Here is a 15,446-nt window from a genome sequence, read left to right as displayed (position 1 = left end):
CGGTATTTGAGGTGCAGTGGTTGGTACATTTTGAGTCGTTAGAATACTTCTGGTAACTATTCCCCGATAGGGGAGGCATGCCTGAAGTTATGCCATTTCTCAAAAATCTTGCTACAGAATTGTTAGCTTTGTTTGTGGGCTCTGTTTGTCAGGTGCGGATCTGTGAGATTGTTTGTCTAAATTAGGAATTTTTAATGGCGACACACCCTACGGCTACTATTGCATGAGTCTTGATAATTAGTATTAATATAAGTTGTTGGTGCGAGAATATTGAACACACTTGTAGATAATTTTTATGTTAAAATAGGAATTTAAATTATCCTAATTTATACAGTAATAGGCTCCGAATTGGGGCAGGAGAGGGCATCAAATTTAGATGCCGCTCCCCACCTTTTATTCTTGCGGAGCGATAATGTATTCGCACTCCTTAGCCTCTGTACCCGACGCTGGTATTCCAAACGGTGCAATCAGTATGGGAGCCGTAGGAGTTGCCATTAACATCCGCAAATCCGAACTAGAAACAGCTTTAACTGTATCAATTAAATAGCGGATGTCGCACTTGATCCGAAAGTCACAACCGAATAGTTTGGCATCAACTATCTCAGTACCAGAACTGAGAGTATTATTTAGTGAAATTCGCACTTGTTGACTATCTAAATCGAATTCAAAAATTGCTGTAACATGGGACTTATCGCTGTGAGAAGCTAACCGCTCTAAGGCTTTTAAAAAGCTGAGCTTCTCTACCACAATTTGATGGCTAAGTTCATGCCGATAAGGAGCAATAATCTGGTCGCAATTCGGGTATTTTCCTTCTAATAACTGCGCTGTCAGCCGCCAATTGTTCCACTCAAAAGCAACAAAGTTATTGCTATTGTCAGGCTCAGTCTCATAGTAAATAGCTACTCTGTCAGTGGGATTCAAAGTCCGCTCTAATACCCGGAGTACCTTAGTGGGTACTGTAAATTGCACGTTTCGAGTGTTCAAAATATCGGAATCACTGCTTTCACTGAATCCTACAACCATTGCTATCCGATGTCCGTCTGTTGTCCAAACTCTCAATTGAGAAAGTCCCCTTTCTGCGTCGTGGCTTAGTTGAAAGTTAGCTCCAGTTAAGATACGTTTGGTTTCTTCAGAACTTACAGCAAATAAGCTGGCTTTGAGGACAGCAATTAACACGCTAGCAGGAATGGTCACAAGTTTTTGTTCAAGGCTCTTGATAGCAGGGAATTCGTCCGCAGTTAGCCCACGAATGACGTGCTTGCTCCTTGATGCAGTCAGAGTGGCACTGACTGATGGAACGTCACTTCCTTTGATAATTTCCCAAGAACTCTTTAAGGTAACGCGACTTTTCGGAAATTTTCCGAGAATGTCTGCGAGTATGGTTGCAGGGAGAGTGAGCTTTCCAGATTGATTGACATTAGCTTCAAAACTCGCTTGTATCCCAAATTCCAGGTTATAAGCAGTTAAATGCAATTGTCTAGTTGCGGCATCTGCTTCTATGAGAATATTGGATAAAATGACATGGTTGTTATTGCTATAAATGCTGCTTTTGAGAGTTTGGATGTAATCATTTAATTCTCTGGCATCACAGGCAAATTCAACGATTGAAGGGGAAGGGGAAGGAGAAGGCTCCGGCAATGTCTCATCGTTTGATTTAGCTCCTAAATCAGAAGCATCTGTGGCTGAAACTGGTGTATATTCTGTGGATTTTTCAGAGGGTTCTACTTGTTCTGAAAGTGCTGTTTCCGGTTCAGAAGTTGAAGAACCTTTTGTGATTTTTGTAACAGATTTTTCAGCCTTAGCGGAATTAGTCGCTGTTTCAGGAGAGCGTTTTTTCTTGGTTGCTCTCTGTACTACTTTTTGCTGAGGGGGTGTTTCTGTAAGTCTAGATTTTGCCATAATTAGTTGTGTGTCAGAAGTTCGATTTGCCGCTGCGGTAGCAGCACTCGCGAGCGGTGGCTGAAAAAAGAGAGTCGAAGTGTGGAAAGAGTGGAACCAATATGGTTGAGATCAGGTGGATTATTGTAATTATTTTTTAACAAATAAAGGTAATAATCAACCTTTATTTTAGGATGATAAATTTGAGCTTGTTGATTAATAAAATCGTAATCTAAGTAGCAGTTTTTGGGAGTGCATCTTGTCGAAAAAAAGAGAGCGAAGCATTCCGGCATATAAGTTATTGGTGAACGTCTTATATTTACGGAGGTCATGCTTCGCCCTACTGATATATTATTCTAAGTGAGATGTCGCCTTTTTCACAAACCGATTTATTGCTATTTTCTCCCTACTTTCTACTGCCTATCATCAAAAGTTACTTGAACCAGATTTAGTTAAGTATCCTAATGCAAGTTGAACTCTGGATGAAATTGGAGGAACAAATAGTATCCGTTGGCGGCAGCGACTCGTTCCGACATACAAGAGGCGGTGGTATTCTTTAAGTTTCTGTTTGCTGCTCATTTCTTTTCCCACCAATAGCCGAGTCAAAATGTCATTAATGTCCAAACCCACTTCATCAAAAGTGCTGCCTTGAGAATTGTGAATAGTCAGGGCAAAGCAATTGTCAATTTCGGCAAATATGTCGTCCTTAAACCAATAATACTTGCGCCATAAAAATCCGCTGCGCTTGGCACTCTTGAGTTTTTCCTTAAGTTCAGCCTGGTAGCGTTTATTTTCGGATTCATGCAGCACAAAGATTTGCCGAAATAAACCGTCATCGGTCACAATCTTTAAAAGCCATACTCGATAGCCGTAGTGTTGGCTCGTTTCAACTTCTTTAATGGTAAATTCAGTTGAAGTGGGCAAAATAACGGTCTTACCATCAGGGGCCATGATTGGTTTCTTAGTAATCAGCCTTTCTCCCGGTATGAATCTGGGGGCTGTTTGACCGTAAACTTGTTCTCGGAGGGCCTGATTGTAATAGTTGACTTGCTTGTTTGTCCAGCACAGAATCCGAAAGCAGTCAGGGTTGAAAGTGAATTCGCGCTTGATGGTTTTGAGGGCGTATTGCAGGAGTGTTTCTGGCTTAACTTTGAATGCACCGTTAGATTTGTTCCCTTGAGTGTAGGTAGAATGTGGCAAGAACATATCGGTTTTATTCTTGACACAAGAACGGCATTCGGTGATGAAGTCGAGGACGGGACTTTCTCCAGCTTGCCTGACAACTTCGGTTAGCATAGTTTTATTGGTAATGCTGAAGACAGGCGAGCGTTTTTCTCCGACGGGGTTAAGCTGAGCTGGGTCGCCCATGAGAATTAATTTGCGGTGGTTGAACAGGATACGTTCAAATCTACGCTCAATCCAAGACCATAATTGAGTTCCAACCATCGAACATTCGTCAAGAAAAATGATATCGTAGAGGTGGAGGTAACAACAGCTTGTCTGTTCTAAGACTTTCTCTTGTTCTTTGCGAACTATGCCTAAGCCTAAAAGTTGGTGTATTGTCAGAAAGTCTACTCCGAAAATACCTTGAGAGGCTGCCATTTTTCTGAGAATACCGACGGCTTTGTTAGTAGGTGCAGTGAGGACAATGCGCTTGCTTTGAGCCAAGAGTTCTTTGATTAGAAGAAAAATAAGTGTGCTTTTTCCTGTGCCTGCATAACCGCAGAGCAAAAAGAATGACTCAGTGCTGCTTGCAAATGTTCTCAATTTGTCGAGTGTTTGCTGCTGTTGTGGTTTGAGAGTGAAGGGAATTTGTTTAAATTCCTGCGGTCGTTCTAGTAAGGTTTGAATCATTATTAGTGCTAGATAATAACTCTATCGCCTCCCTAATAAGCGTTAGCTTGAGTGCAAGACTGTTTCACGAAGCAGGTTAAATCAACAAAAAAAAGGCGATAGCGCTCTGGTACACTAGAGGGCGATCGCTGATTTATTTGTTGATTAATAATATGAACAGTGGTTGTTGGTTTTTAAACAATAACAACTTTGGTCTTCTTAACTCGCTTGATATTAGCTGCTGTTCCTTTGCTTTGTCCGTCCCAGATGGCTAGTCCGTAATCACAATGCGAACACATTTGGATGTCGCGAGCGCTATAGTTTCCGGGAATGCCAATGGTGGGATAACCAAAAGTATTCCTAGGTTTGCCATTGCCGCTAAATAAGGCATAGTAAACCAAGACTTTCTGGTAATTCTTAGACTGCAAATACTGCTGAACTAAGCTATCAATACCAGAAGCATCACCGACTATAACTTCAAATCCTAGTTCAATGATGCGATTGAGAGATGCGATTGCTCCTAAAGGCAATTCATTAATGGAACGACTACCGGAAATCATTACTGTTTTGTTCATGCGATCCTGGAATTGTAGGGTCAAGGGTGAATTGAATAGCACTCAAACTCAAAGATTGTTCCTTGAGTTGATATTTACGACTAGAAAAAATCAACATTTTCTGCCATTAGGCAATTTATATTTTGGGATTAGTAACAGAGTTGTTTATCGCATTTACACTGTTATAAACTAGCCAATTATATTTGATTTCCCATTTATTCCATCATCTTGGCATCTTTTCTAAATCAAATTCAGCAACTTTTCGGAGAGTTTCTAAGCGCTTACTTAAAGTTTTATGCCGGGGACATTCTACAGCGTATTCGTATTTAGAGCCTGTATGTTGAATATCTGGAACTTGGCAATCAATTAAGTTGCTAAGGTAGCCGACTAGCTTTTTGACAGGTATTAGCCAAGCCTTAGCTAACGCTTTAGTACGGAACCCAATCCAAGCTCTAAAGTAGGAGCCGTCTTCGCTAATCTGATAAGCCACATTGGGGGATAATTTAACAATAGATTCGATACGAGCTATACCCAAACCTTTGAGTTCGGTCAAACTGTAATTTTGGATTTCTCCGCTGTTCCACTCGATTTGGAATGGACGTAGATTTTCAACGTTCAAGCGTTGGACTGTCCCCCTTTGTTGAACTCCTTCTCGGCCTTTTAAAATGTAATCTCCCTCTTTAAATCCGTATAATCCTTGTTTCTTGGCTAGGTTTTCTAGGTGCTGCTTCCAGGTTTCTTCCCAAGCTATGTTAAATTCTAGAAGTTCGTAATTTTCTTCGCTCAATTGTCGAGCCAGTTTTTCTTTGAATTGCTGTTTTTGAATTGGCATAGCGAATTCTAAGAAGTTGTCGGGTATTTCGAGAGCTAAATACGTCTTAGCTCGGATTTTGAGGTCAGCAACAGACAAACTGCGAGCGACTTTTAACTGCTGAGGTGCAGGAATATCTATGGTACAACTTGTCGGGAAGCCTGGAAACAAGTTAATGGGAAAGAGATAAGATTGGTCGAGAGTCGAGATGAAAATGTGGTGTTCAGTCAGCGATTCTACTTGGAAAATAGTTGTGTTACTGAATTGTACCTGTTGCGAATTAGCAAGTACGATGGTTGTGCAAGCTGGAAGTTCTCCAGTAGTTTTTTGAGGAATAAACTGAGGCACAAGGGAGATTTTGAGGACAGGAATTTCATCAAGTGTATAATTCCAAGAAAAGCTGTCTTCGCTGTTACTAGCATCCCAGGTAATTCTTACAGGTCGATCGGTTTGATTTAGAGAAGTGACAGTACCGTAATGCTTACCAGTTTTGATGATATCGCCTACTTTAAAGGGAAGTTGATCGGAAGGATGCGGAGTGAGAAAAGGGAAAATTACCGCTACCACTTCTTTAACTTCACTGGGGGGAGTGTTGTCAGATTTAGAGCAAATATTTGAGAGACCGATTAAAGCGGTGTTAGAGTCCATAACCTTTGAGAAGTTAATTTTTTTTCAACTTCTCCCGTTAGGGGGTATCTTCTCGAACAGAAGCCTAAAACTTTCTAGTTTTCGCTAGCATCTTTGGTGCATATAAAGCTAATTTAGGCTTTATTTAGGCTTTAAATTTGTTTAAGTCCCGCTAGATATATCGCCATGCTGTCAAGATCACGATATGGAAAACTAAGCGAGCAAAGATGCCCACTTCTGAAAAAATTGCTGCCGCCATAGAGACGATAGACCACTTGGTAGCTTGGCTACAAGATACCGGACTGAGTGCGTCCGTGATCGCCCAGTTTAAATTCAACTCGCTGGCCTCTATGTACCCAGAACTCAAAGGGGTAGCAGAGACGGCAAAACAACTGATTGGTGCAGCTTCCCCTTTGACAGAAGTTGGGATGACAGTAACGGAACTAGCAGCAATACTCACAGATAACTTAGAGTGCAAAATCAAGCCAGATTTAGTCAACAAAGCTCTAGTTTCATTGGGGTATCAAGAGCGTAATGAAGCCAAGCGAATTTGGATACTGACACAAGCCGGCTCAGCTCATGGTATTTCCTTGCTGGCTACTTCAACAACAAACAAATGGAGTGGTTCTCAAATAAAGTGGTATCGCTCTCTAATTCCCATCTTAGAAGAATACTTAACAAATACAGGAATTTTAGAGAATGGCAGCAGTAGCGATCTCACTGCAATACAAGATACAGAACACTCTGAAATTTCCGAAAAAAGCCTTGCATCAATTACTCAAAATGGTAACTCTCCTAGTATTGACTACTCTCAGGGCTGAAGCACCTGAGTTTCCCGCGTATCGTGAGGCTCTATGAAAAGAAAGCAACTTGGACAGTGCCTGAGCGAGTCAATGTCTGGGAAATTACAGTCAATCCTAGTCAGATTGAGCTGATTCAATCCTTTGCCGACGATGCCTACACGAAACGCTACAACTCAACACAGTATTAAACCAAAAAAAAATCTTAATAAAGTTAGCCAAATAAAGGGAAGGGGAAGGGGAGGGTAAAGGTGTATTGTTCAACCTTTACCCTCCCCTCTACTCTCTCAGATTTTTCAGATGGGTATGAGGGCTATGTCCTTGATTTTATCAAGCTTTTGACGGGGTTGTTATCCCGTTAGGTGTAGCTAACCAGGATTTGTATCAAGTACAACTAAACTTTATGAGAGATGAACAACTGATAAATTCTGAGCGCATAGAACCAGATTTAAGGTTAAGGAAAGTGGCAAACTTACGCAAGTCCTTTGTCAAACTGAGGCGGAATAGATAGTCAGTAACGATTGAGGCAATTGTTTGATTAATTGTGAGACTCTGAGCGTTAAGATTAGCCAAGTCAGCACAAGATAAATGGGTATTTCCCAATTCTTCAGGTCGCAATTCTATCAAATTGGGGCATTGTAAAACAGGAGAGGGAAGCGCTCCCATAATGCCTGTTTTCTTGAACTTATCCAGGTGCGGAGTTAGCTCTTCAAGGCTATTATGGCTGCCCAGTAGAATTTGACCGCTATCAAAGTTATTGCCAGCATCAAGATACCAGATTCTCGGAATCTCAGCGTGGCGGTTATTCTCTAGCGTTTTGCCCAAGGAACGGCGAGCAGCACTATTGTCAACGCAGCCAATGATAATTACCAAATCATTCCAGTATGATTTTACCAATTTGGGGTCAAAATAGTCAGGAATTGCACTAATTTCTAGCCCCCAGGTAAGATTGTAACGCAAGGCAAGAGTAGTGGCTTTATTCAGTCCAAGTTCAGATTGACAAAATCTCTGCCTCCCCAAATTTTTCCCTTCCACAATATCGGGATCTACAAAGGTAATATTGACATTTTTCCCAACTTGTTTGAAAACGTAAGCTAATCGTGCTAAACTTTCAGCTACATAAGAGCCAGTGCCGCCACAGCCAACGAGCCATAAGTGAAGGTGAGAGTAATCTTTGAGAAGGAGAGGTGTGGAATTTGCGTACTCAAAGTCGAGGTTTAAGGGAGTTTTGGTAAGCATCAGTGATAAAATGTGGCTCTTCAAATACAGAATTAGCTTTAATTAAGCTATAGTGTCCGAAAATTCCGATTCTCACTAAAATCTCAGGAGTCAAGGTATTAACTTTACCCAAGACTGCATAGAGGCGAAAACCCCGCTCGTCAGCATCATCTGTGCTGCTAAAGAAAGCAGGCAATTCTGCGTGAGAGTGGCACTCAATTAAAGCAGTTGAGTAGGATGAATTGTCAAAAGGCTGGCAGCTCGTTCGTGTAGTCAATTGGACTGGAATTGTCAGTTGCCATTGATTACTACTGTCAAGGGATAGGTGAAATAAAATCTCTGTGAGATTGCCACTGCTATCTTTGGTGAATACAGCTTTTGTCAATATAGAAAGTAGCAGTTCTGATGGTACTAAACGAGTCTCAAGGTGCAAGTATGGTTCTATAGGTGGCAACCCTTTGATAGTATTGGGCGTTGAATTTGCAACAGGAATCATGGCCTCTAGTCCGGGGCGAACTGAACGCACAAACACGCCGTTAGAGGCTGTAACGTATTCGCAGAATACCCCAGTAGCAATGGGAGGCAAGGGAATAGAGGCATGAATGTGGTTAAAAAGTTTTAGCATTAACTTAAACTTTGTGTTGAACAATAAATATTGAGTGCAGTCCCTACATAGAAGTTTTGATTTAGGTAGGGTTAGCAATCAATAGGAGGTGTTGCACTAAAGAGTCAATTGAAGGACTGTACCTCACTTCAACTAAATCTTTAACAGGATAGGTACGCCTTTTTCTCAAGGCTAAACTTTTCAGATGTTCTCTGACATCTTGGGGAAACTTTCGGCTTTTTTGGCTGGATAAGTCAGCATTGAAAGGAGTGGTTATGAAGCTCTGCCAAGCAATATCAATGGTTTGAGTTGAAGCAACAGGTGGAGTATTTTTTCCCCAGCAAATTAAACCGTTTGGATGGATGTTTGGTAAAGGAGTGTGGTAAGCTTTCGACTCTGGGTTGAAAGTAGCAAAATCAGTTGCAAATACCCAATATTGAGTGTTTTGTCCTACAAATACCAAGGCAGTTAGTGGAATAGTAATGGGTTTACTCTCATCAAATTGGAGGTTATATTGGGCAGGAGATATGAATTTTACTACCCAATTTCCTTGAGAGTTAGTTCCCCACCTTATGACTCCTGGGGGCATCCAATCCGTATCAATCGGCTCGTGAGAAAATGCAGTTCTCAAACTGACAGAGGAGAGTAGTTTGTAGTGTTCCTTTGTTCCTTCTCGATAATGGAACAGATATTGTTCTTTGATGAACAGTAATTCAGCATCAATTTCTGCTAGCTGTCGGGGAGCTGTTTGCAGAATTTCACGAAAGACTTCTCCTGACAAATGTTGCATAATAACTTGAAATCGATAGAGGTTATGGAGCTAACCCGATAGGTAAGGTTAGCTCATGCTTGAAAATTAATATTCGTTCGACTGCATTAGGGTAGCAACTCTCCAAGTTTTGTCGGGGTCTTCTGGACATTGTGAACTAACTTCCTGATTTTCCAGCCATGCTTTCCTGTCAAAATAATCAATTTTGAAAAAATAGCTTTTACTGTCAAGTTGAATGCTAAGAAAATCTCGTTCTCCGTAGGGGTTGTTGCCAGCTTCAAAGGTGTTAAAATCTCTTAGTAATTGCAGTAACTTTTGTTGCTGTTCGGGAAGAAGAGCTTTTACAGCTTGAGTAATCCGAATTTCACCAATTTTGGTATCTCCTTGACGTAATTGGTCATTAAGACGTGCAATTCTTTCGGCTGTTGTTAGAGTTTCAGTCATAATTAAGGCCTCAATTTCCAACAACTACAACCGCACTAGCGGTTGCTGGTTCACTCGTAATTATTCGGATTCAGGGGTAATTCAAATTGACAAGGTGCTTTTGTTCCAGAGTTCAAGAATTTGCTGAAAATGTCGATGGCGGTCAGTAGCAAGCCAGTCAATGACCTGTTGAGCCTGGGTTATTAATTCTTTAGCACTTTGCCATTGTTCTGATAAAAATATCAAGTTTTCGACTGTCCATTCTCCAAATTGATACTCGTGTTGAGCGCAGCCGTCAAGCCAAATATTACCCGTTGAGTAATTGAGGAAACTCAGTACAATTGGCATCCCTTTTACGGGAAATTCAGCCAGAGAGCAAAACTGTTGGAATTGCTGATGATTGATCCTATCTGGTGGTAGAATCTGAGAAAATGAAACTTCAAATTCTTGTTCATACCAATCTTTCATCTCATTTTCAGTTAGCCAATTTAGTCCTTCAGAACTTAGAGACAGCAGGATTTGCCATTCAGGAGCTAAGGAATCAATATCTTCATAGCTCAACCAATCCAACCCCCAAGACTCAATCAGGAGTTGGTCGAGGCGTTCTTCTTGTGCTATTTCTAATTGCCAGGGGCTGATCGGGATAAGTTCTGTTTCGTCAAGAAGACGGAAGAATTCTAATTCGCGGGGGCTATGATTATCAGGAGTATCCGAGTAAATAGAACTGGTAATGGTAGCAAATTCAGTTGAAAAAAAGTGCTGGTAAAGATTGAGAAGTTGAGCGCTATTGAGCGTTTGTCTGAGAAATTCAATCGCTTCAAGTGGCTTAGTTACTGGGTAGGAGTGTCGCAAAGCGGCAATGGCTTGCGACACAGACAAAATAGTTGCAGGCATTAAAAATTAAGAGGAATTTGGAGACAAGCAATAGCTGGCGCAAGTTGGAGTTTTTTGAGAGTGTCTCTAAATCGCTGTAGTTCTTGCTCACCCAGAGCGATCGCGTCAGAGAGTTCTTGAGCCCGACTTGCCAAGGTTAGCGGAGTAACACAACCGCTGATAGAGTCGCATTGCAGAGCCCAAGTGAGTTGGACAGCTTGATTCGGTTCTTCCGGTGCGGAGACAAGTGAGGGGAGTGGGGAATGGGGAGTGAGCAGTACGCATAGTTCTTTTTTCCAATCTTCTTCTACACCCTTTGTCTTGGCTTGTTTGATGATTTTAATGGGTTGACCTGTTTTTCGTTCAATTGTAGCGGAGCTTAATTCAGGGAAGTAAGGAAGTAGGACTTCTAGCAATTTTTCATCATTTGCAGTAATTTCGTTGGGCAGTTCGATTTGCCTGCCTTCATATTCTATTAGACTCATTGTTACCTCTTTAAAACAGGGGGATTTGTACTCCAGCTTCACCTTTGTTGACGGGGTGGTTAGCAGGATTTTGAAGATTTGGTTTGGCTTTTTTCCGGGGTTGAGCAACAGAAGAACGAATTTGAGCGCTCACTTTTCGGTTAGGTAGGTTAGAGGCTAACCGCTGGAGCAATTCTTGTAAATGGTTTGGCCAAGCTCCAATCGAGTTTTCTCTAACTTGTACTATTGACACTCCCTGTGAAGCAGCAGCAGGGATTCTAAAGAAACTACCAAAAGGTAATTCTTGAAGGCGCTGTCTAAACACCCCTACAAACTCCGTTAAGGTCAAGCCCTAACATCGTCTCTACTTTTCTCAATATATTGGCCGCCCCATTGCAGTCAGCATTGATGTACCAATTTTTCGCACTCGTCCGGTACAAACCGCGTTTTACCCGTCTACCCGTTTCCTTCCACCCATCGGGTTTTTCACCGATTTTAGGTAGGAAATCACGGTCTACGAATGATGCTTTAGATGTGTAACTTTCTTCAGTTTCAACAAACTTAATGCCGTATTGTTCGCACAGTTGAGCAATACGGTTTTTCAGTCGTGCCGTAGGAATTTGAACAAACTGCTGATTTGTTTTTTTGCCCATACTGGCAGAATCTTTCTGCCTTTTGTTCCACCCAAAAACGATAACACCGATTCCGTTTTTGATACAGTGATTAACAACTAAACGAGCTGCTTTATTTACAGCATCGCGCATGCGACGGTTTCGCTTTTCAGTCAATCGCGCCAATTGATGTGACCAAAAACCATTATGCTTGCCCTCCATCAAAGCTGCTACCCGCTTGTTATACCACTGATTAACCGACTTCAAATGCTTGCCGTCAATGATCAAGCTTGTCCCTGAGTTGCTGACGCAAGTAAGCCAGTTACTAATACCGTGATCGATACCTAAAGCTTTTTGGTTGTGTACAGCAGTTTGAAAGCTGGCTGTTTTGTAAACAAACTCGGCGTAAAAACAGCCATTTCTGGGGAGAATTCTAATTTCTCTGATATCGGCATAGTCTAAGTTAGTAGGCATGGGGACTTGAAAGTTCTTCAGTCCAAACCAAGTTGTTACTTTTTGACCGAGAGGGATTGAAATTTGACCGTCAACCAACTTTTTCCCAAGCGCTTGCTTTGGATAAGCGATCAGATGAAATCCACCAGGAGTGCGGTAGCCAGGAAACTTTGGCTTGTTTTCGAGTTTACCCTCCCAAAACAATTCAATTAATCCTTTGAAAGATTTTACCGATTCACCAACGGCACCGCAAGTCTGCTGAGCAGCTTGAGCGCATAAAGCTCCGTAATGAGGATTGCGCTTTAATGCGTTAATTACGTCAAATGGACGGACGAAAATACGAGCCTTGAAATATATTTGGCGAGCGTAATAAACCGCACAATTGTGCAGCTTGTTCGATTCTTGGCAAATGTATTCTAGAACCGCCCGGAGTTCTTTATTAGGCTTGAGTAGGATTTGTTGACACCCAAACATTGGCATCCTTTTATTGTAATATATTGATTGTACACGACTATTTAACGGAGTCAATACCTCAACTAAAATCGTTAGAAAACATATCCAATAACCAAGAAAAAATATAGAACACTGGTAGCCTAAAGGCTACAACTGCGTTTCATCCCCGGCTTGAAAGACCGGGGTTCTCACGCGACGCGCTATAGTGGTAAGTCGTCATGGCTCGTTGCTGTAATTTCTACGATTCGCCCTTCTGGATGCCCATCGTCTGGTCGCATAACAATGTGGATTTTGATTGTACAAAAATTGAATTCATAAGGTTCTGATTCTCCTTCATCAAGTAAGTCAGGACTCTGTGAAATGTTCTCAGTTTTGTTGATGGTTTCACCCACTTTTTGAGTAGCTGAAAGTGGAATCTCCTCTCCAGTTAGTTCGGAATTTGGTTCTATTTGGGTCATGGCTGGATTCGCAGTACAAGCAAGTGCAGCTTATTCTCAAAAATTGCCGCGATCGCGGCCTTGCTTTTAACGATCTATTTTTTGTAAAGTTTTAACGGTAAGCGTGTTTCCCAAGAAATTTCTTAATTAATTCCCATTAATTATCTGTCCGACAAGATGCGGTCGCACTTGTCTCTATTGATTCTTTGATTGTAATTGCTCAACCCCCTTGACAAGAAGACGAGATAGACATTAGATAAAGGAATGGAAAAACTACCCGGCTTAAAGCAACTATTGAACGAGGCAAAAGAAGCCTTGATAGTAGAGCTATGGCAAGAAATCCAAAAACTCAGCGCAACATTAGCCACCTACGAACCTTGCGCCAGAGCCATCTCCCAAAAAAACTCTTCAAAATTCCGAAGTATTGATAGAGCTAGTACCTAGATAGCAAATAAGTAGACAGAATGGTACACTTATCGACAAAACTACGGTGTACCATTTTGTTTAAACTCGCGCGTTTTTGCAAAAAAACTGGGATTGTCAGTAAAAACACTCCAGCGTTGGGATGTCTCAGGGAAGCTACCGGTCAAGCGCACCCTATCAGGTCATCGGTTTTACACAGAAGACGATCTCTTGATAGCTAACGGATTGAAGCCCATAGAGGCCAAACGAAAAATCGTAGTTTACTGTCGAGTTTCATCCAGCGGGCAAAAGCCAGAACTCAAAAACCAGATGCTAGCAATGGAAGCCTTCTGCCTAGGTCGAGGGCTAAGCGTTGATGACTGGATATCGGAAATTGGCGGTGGACTAAACTTTAAGAGAAAAAAGTTTCTAGCAATTATGCTGTCAATGCTTAAGGGTGAAATATCAACAATCGTAATTGCACACAAAGATAGGATGTGCAGATTTGCCTTTGAATTCATCCAAGAACTTGCCGTATCAGTCGGATGTGAAATTATAGTCGCCAACCAAGAATCACTGTCTCCTCAACATGAATTAGTAGAAGACCTGATGGCAATAATTCACTGTTTCTCCTGTCGGTTATACGGTCTACGAAATTACTCCAAGGAAATCAAAGAAAATTTAAAAAATGCTATTGACAAACCAGTACAGGACGTGGCAGAGTTAAACAAAGAAATCCAGTGTTGAGGTCGAACAATGCTTCTATCCATCAAAACAAAGTTAAAGCTAAACAAAAGTCAATCAACAGTTATGAGTAAACACGCTGGCATAGCGAGATTTACTTATAATTGGGGACTGGCTACTTGGAGCAGCCTTTATAAAGATGGATTGAAGCCCAACAAATACTTGCTCAAAAAATTCTTTAACAATCATGTAAAACCTGAATTTACGTGGATAAAGGAGGCGGAAATCTGTCAAAAGATAACTCAATACGCCTTTGACAATCTTGGAGATGCGTTTGCTAAATTTTTCTCAAAAAAAGGTGGATATCCCAGGTTTAAGAAGAAAGGGCATCACGACTCTTTCACGATTGACGCTAGCGGTAAGCCTATCCCTGTGGGCGGTACATCTATAAAGCTGCCGACAATCGGCTGGGTAAAAACTCACGAAGGGTTGCCTCATACAACTTGCAAGTCAATCACCATCTCGCGCACTGCCGATAGTTGGTTTATCGCATTTGCCTACGAACAACATCATGAACCTACAGTCAAAAGTCATGACGTTGTAGGAGTTGACCTGGGTGTTAAAGAGTTGGCTACGCTTTCAACTGGCGTAGTATTTCCGAACCCAAAGCACTATAAAGCGCATCTCGCAAAACTTAAGAGATTGTCAAGAGTCTTAGCGAGAAAGGTGAAAGGTTCCAATAATAGATGTAAAGCCAAAATTGAACGGGGAAAGCATCATGCAAAAATAGCAAACCTCAGAAAAAATACTCTACATCAAATCACTACTTACTTATGCAAAAACCACGCAACGATAGTAGTAGAAGATTTGAATGTCTGTGGAATGCTAAAGAATCACAAACTTGCGGTATGGTAATAGCTGATTGTGGATTCCATGAATTCAAGCGCCAGTTAGAATACAAAGCTAAAAAGTTTGGCTGCGAGATCGTCGTTGCCGACCGCTGGTTCCCATCAAGCAAGACCTGTTCAAATTGCGGACTAATCCAAGGTATGCCGTTAAAAGAAAGGACTTATAACTGTGAAAGTTGCGGTCATTCGATAGACAGGGATTTGAATGCAGCAATAAATTTATCACGGTTGGCTAAACCCTGAAAGCTTACTGAGGGATAGCCGCTCCCATGCCCCCGATGAAGTAAGAAGCAAATGTCTAGACTTGTCTAGTATTTGTATAGCAGAAGGAATATCTATTGCGCTCGCAAGCTATATTACTATTAGCCACATCTACGATTGCACAGCTATCAATCAGAGCATATTTACTTATGCAATTGTAACTATCCGTACAAATGCGATCGCTCCTTTGCGTCAATCAATACTATGATAAAAAGTTGTAGTTAGTAGAGAATCAGTAAAATATATAAAAAATTCTCCCAGCTATCAGTAGGTTCTGTCGCTGGGAGAAATCGCTGGAAAGTCGGTTTATTCAACTAACGCAGGTATCTCGATTAATTCGATTTCAAACCTTCGCTGCATTCGCCGTTATTCTTTAGGCACAG

At 41.4% G+C, this 15,446-nt stretch carries 19 protein-coding genes; 6 read left to right on the top strand and 13 right to left on the bottom strand.

From position 1 onward, the window contains the following. Positions 1–393 precede the first annotated feature (393 nt). From dnaN to QUB10_RS31795, 4 genes are all read right to left on the bottom strand, one after another. A complete protein-coding gene (gene dnaN, locus QUB10_RS31810; RefSeq protein ID WP_333207121.1) occupies positions 394–1,899 on the bottom strand; it encodes a DNA polymerase III subunit beta in 1,506 nt (501 codons plus the stop codon). Positions 1,900–2,304: 405 nt separating this feature from the next. Beyond that, positions 2,305–3,732 (bottom strand): AAA family ATPase, encoded by a 1,428-nt coding sequence (locus QUB10_RS31805; RefSeq protein WP_333207120.1) that lies wholly within the window; start codon positions 3,730–3,732, stop codon positions 2,305–2,307. A 173-nt stretch (positions 3,733–3,905) separates the two neighbouring features. After that, positions 3,906–4,286 (bottom strand): hypothetical protein, encoded by a 381-nt coding sequence (locus QUB10_RS31800; protein ID WP_333121254.1) that lies wholly within the window; start codon positions 4,284–4,286, stop codon positions 3,906–3,908. Positions 4,287–4,488: 202 nt separating this feature from the next. Continuing rightward, positions 4,489–5,724 carry a hypothetical protein gene (locus QUB10_RS31795; RefSeq protein ID WP_333207119.1) on the bottom strand — a complete coding sequence of 412 codons (1,236 nt, stop codon included), beginning with the start codon at positions 5,722–5,724 and terminating at the stop codon, positions 4,489–4,491. 206 nt (positions 5,725–5,930) lie between these two features. Between QUB10_RS31795 and QUB10_RS31790 the strand changes: the two genes are divergently transcribed. Both QUB10_RS31790 and QUB10_RS31785 read left to right on the top strand, forming a co-directional pair. Beyond that, complete coding sequence (locus tag QUB10_RS31790; RefSeq protein ID WP_333207118.1) at positions 5,931–6,524, top strand: hypothetical protein; 594 nt, start codon at positions 5,931–5,933, stop codon at positions 6,522–6,524. A gap of 23 nt (positions 6,525–6,547) precedes the next feature. After that, on the top strand, positions 6,548–6,694 hold the full coding sequence (locus tag QUB10_RS31785; protein ID WP_333207117.1) for a hypothetical protein: 147 nt from the start codon (positions 6,548–6,550) through the stop codon (positions 6,692–6,694). 193 nt (positions 6,695–6,887) lie between these two features. On the opposite strand, the gene QUB10_RS31780 is transcribed toward QUB10_RS31785, so the two are convergent. The 9 genes from QUB10_RS31780 to QUB10_RS31740 form a co-directional block, all read right to left on the bottom strand. Then, complete coding sequence (locus QUB10_RS31780; RefSeq protein WP_333207116.1) at positions 6,888–7,742, bottom strand: PRTRC system ThiF family protein; 855 nt, start codon at positions 7,740–7,742, stop codon at positions 6,888–6,890. Beyond that, a complete protein-coding gene (locus QUB10_RS31775) occupies positions 7,708–8,346 on the bottom strand; it encodes a hypothetical protein (RefSeq protein WP_172186655.1) in 639 nt (212 codons plus the stop codon). Before QUB10_RS31775 ends, QUB10_RS31780 begins: the two co-directional genes overlap by 35 nt. Before the next feature lie 61 nt (positions 8,347–8,407). Further along, a complete protein-coding gene (locus tag QUB10_RS31770) occupies positions 8,408–9,115 on the bottom strand; it encodes a prokaryotic E2 ligase family D protein (protein ID WP_216670293.1) in 708 nt (235 codons plus the stop codon). A gap of 66 nt (positions 9,116–9,181) precedes the next feature. Then, positions 9,182–9,538: a DUF3768 domain-containing protein gene (locus QUB10_RS31765; RefSeq protein ID WP_332946642.1), complete on the bottom strand. Its 357-nt coding sequence runs from the start codon at positions 9,536–9,538 to the stop codon at positions 9,182–9,184. Between the two features lie 81 nt (positions 9,539–9,619). Next, positions 9,620–10,411, bottom strand: coding sequence for a hypothetical protein (locus QUB10_RS31760; protein ID WP_333207115.1), 792 nt, complete (start codon positions 10,409–10,411; stop codon positions 9,620–9,622). Next, complete coding sequence (locus QUB10_RS31755; protein ID WP_172186658.1) at positions 10,411–10,875, bottom strand: hypothetical protein; 465 nt, start codon at positions 10,873–10,875, stop codon at positions 10,411–10,413. Before QUB10_RS31755 ends, QUB10_RS31760 begins: the two co-directional genes overlap by 1 nt. A 10-nt stretch (positions 10,876–10,885) precedes the next feature. After that, positions 10,886–11,107, bottom strand: coding sequence for a hypothetical protein (locus QUB10_RS31750; protein WP_333207114.1), 222 nt, complete (start codon positions 11,105–11,107; stop codon positions 10,886–10,888). Between the two features lie 64 nt (positions 11,108–11,171). Then, positions 11,172–12,392 carry a transposase gene (locus QUB10_RS31745; RefSeq protein WP_333207113.1) on the bottom strand — a complete coding sequence of 407 codons (1,221 nt, stop codon included), beginning with the start codon at positions 12,390–12,392 and terminating at the stop codon, positions 11,172–11,174. A gap of 179 nt (positions 12,393–12,571) precedes the next feature. Next, positions 12,572–12,829: a hypothetical protein gene (locus tag QUB10_RS31740; protein ID WP_333207112.1), complete on the bottom strand. Its 258-nt coding sequence runs from the start codon at positions 12,827–12,829 to the stop codon at positions 12,572–12,574. Between the two features lie 243 nt (positions 12,830–13,072). On the opposite strand from QUB10_RS31740, the gene QUB10_RS31735 reads away from it, so the two are divergent. The 4 genes from QUB10_RS31735 to QUB10_RS31720 all read left to right on the top strand — a co-directional run bounded on the left by QUB10_RS31735 (position 13,073) and on the right by QUB10_RS31720 (position 15,045). After that, positions 13,073–13,252, top strand: a complete 180-nt coding sequence (locus QUB10_RS31735; protein WP_333207111.1) for a hypothetical protein — start codon at positions 13,073–13,075, stop codon at positions 13,250–13,252. A gap of 87 nt (positions 13,253–13,339) precedes the next feature. After that, a complete protein-coding gene (locus QUB10_RS31730) occupies positions 13,340–13,957 on the top strand; it encodes an IS607 family transposase (protein WP_333207122.1) in 618 nt (205 codons plus the stop codon). Positions 13,958–13,966: 9 nt separating this feature from the next. Beyond that, positions 13,967–14,809 (top strand): transposase, encoded by an 843-nt coding sequence (locus tag QUB10_RS31725; RefSeq protein ID WP_333207110.1) that lies wholly within the window; start codon positions 13,967–13,969, stop codon positions 14,807–14,809. Beyond that, a complete protein-coding gene (locus QUB10_RS31720; RefSeq protein WP_333207109.1) occupies positions 14,728–15,045 on the top strand; it encodes a zinc ribbon domain-containing protein in 318 nt (105 codons plus the stop codon). Before QUB10_RS31725 ends, QUB10_RS31720 begins: the two co-directional genes overlap by 82 nt. Positions 15,046–15,446: the final 401 nt, after the last annotated feature.

The sequence above is a fragment of the Microcoleus sp. B5-D4 genome (assembly GCF_036705145.1).
Taxonomy (GTDB): Bacteria; Cyanobacteriota; Cyanobacteriia; order Cyanobacteriales; family Microcoleaceae; genus Microcoleus.
The sequence above is the reverse complement of the archived record's forward strand: the minus strand, read 5'-3'. Positions and strand labels throughout refer to the sequence as shown.

Excerpts from the sequence above, each read along its gene's own strand:
- dnaN (WP_333207121.1), bottom strand. The coding sequence starts at position 1,899 with ATGGCAAAATCTAGACTTACAGAAACACCCCCTCAGCAAAAAGTAGTA.
- QUB10_RS31805 (WP_333207120.1), bottom strand. The coding sequence starts at position 3,732 with ATGATTCAAACCTTACTAGAACGACCGCAGGAATTTAAACAAATTCCC.
- QUB10_RS31800 (WP_333121254.1), bottom strand. The coding sequence starts at position 4,286 with ATGAACAAAACAGTAATGATTTCCGGTAGTCGTTCCATTAATGAATTG.
- QUB10_RS31795 (WP_333207119.1), bottom strand. The coding sequence starts at position 5,724 with ATGGACTCTAACACCGCTTTAATCGGTCTCTCAAATATTTGCTCTAAA.
- QUB10_RS31790 (WP_333207118.1), top strand. The coding sequence starts at position 5,931 with ATGCCCACTTCTGAAAAAATTGCTGCCGCCATAGAGACGATAGACCAC.
- QUB10_RS31780 (WP_333207116.1), bottom strand. The coding sequence starts at position 7,742 with ATGCTTACCAAAACTCCCTTAAACCTCGACTTTGAGTACGCAAATTCC.
- QUB10_RS31775 (WP_172186655.1), bottom strand. The coding sequence starts at position 8,346 with ATGCTAAAACTTTTTAACCACATTCATGCCTCTATTCCCTTGCCTCCC.
- QUB10_RS31770 (WP_216670293.1), bottom strand. The coding sequence starts at position 9,115 with ATGCAACATTTGTCAGGAGAAGTCTTTCGTGAAATTCTGCAAACAGCT.
- QUB10_RS31765 (WP_332946642.1), bottom strand. The coding sequence starts at position 9,538 with ATGACTGAAACTCTAACAACAGCCGAAAGAATTGCACGTCTTAATGAC.
- QUB10_RS31760 (WP_333207115.1), bottom strand. The coding sequence starts at position 10,411 with ATGCCTGCAACTATTTTGTCTGTGTCGCAAGCCATTGCCGCTTTGCGA.
- QUB10_RS31755 (WP_172186658.1), bottom strand. The coding sequence starts at position 10,875 with ATGAGTCTAATAGAATATGAAGGCAGGCAAATCGAACTGCCCAACGAA.
- QUB10_RS31745 (WP_333207113.1), bottom strand. The coding sequence starts at position 12,392 with ATGTTTGGGTGTCAACAAATCCTACTCAAGCCTAATAAAGAACTCCGG.
- QUB10_RS31740 (WP_333207112.1), bottom strand. The coding sequence starts at position 12,829 with ATGACCCAAATAGAACCAAATTCCGAACTAACTGGAGAGGAGATTCCA.
- QUB10_RS31735 (WP_333207111.1), top strand. The coding sequence starts at position 13,073 with ATGGAAAAACTACCCGGCTTAAAGCAACTATTGAACGAGGCAAAAGAA.
- QUB10_RS31725 (WP_333207110.1), top strand. The coding sequence starts at position 13,967 with ATGCTTCTATCCATCAAAACAAAGTTAAAGCTAAACAAAAGTCAATCA.
- QUB10_RS31720 (WP_333207109.1), top strand. The coding sequence starts at position 14,728 with ATGCAAAAACCACGCAACGATAGTAGTAGAAGATTTGAATGTCTGTGG.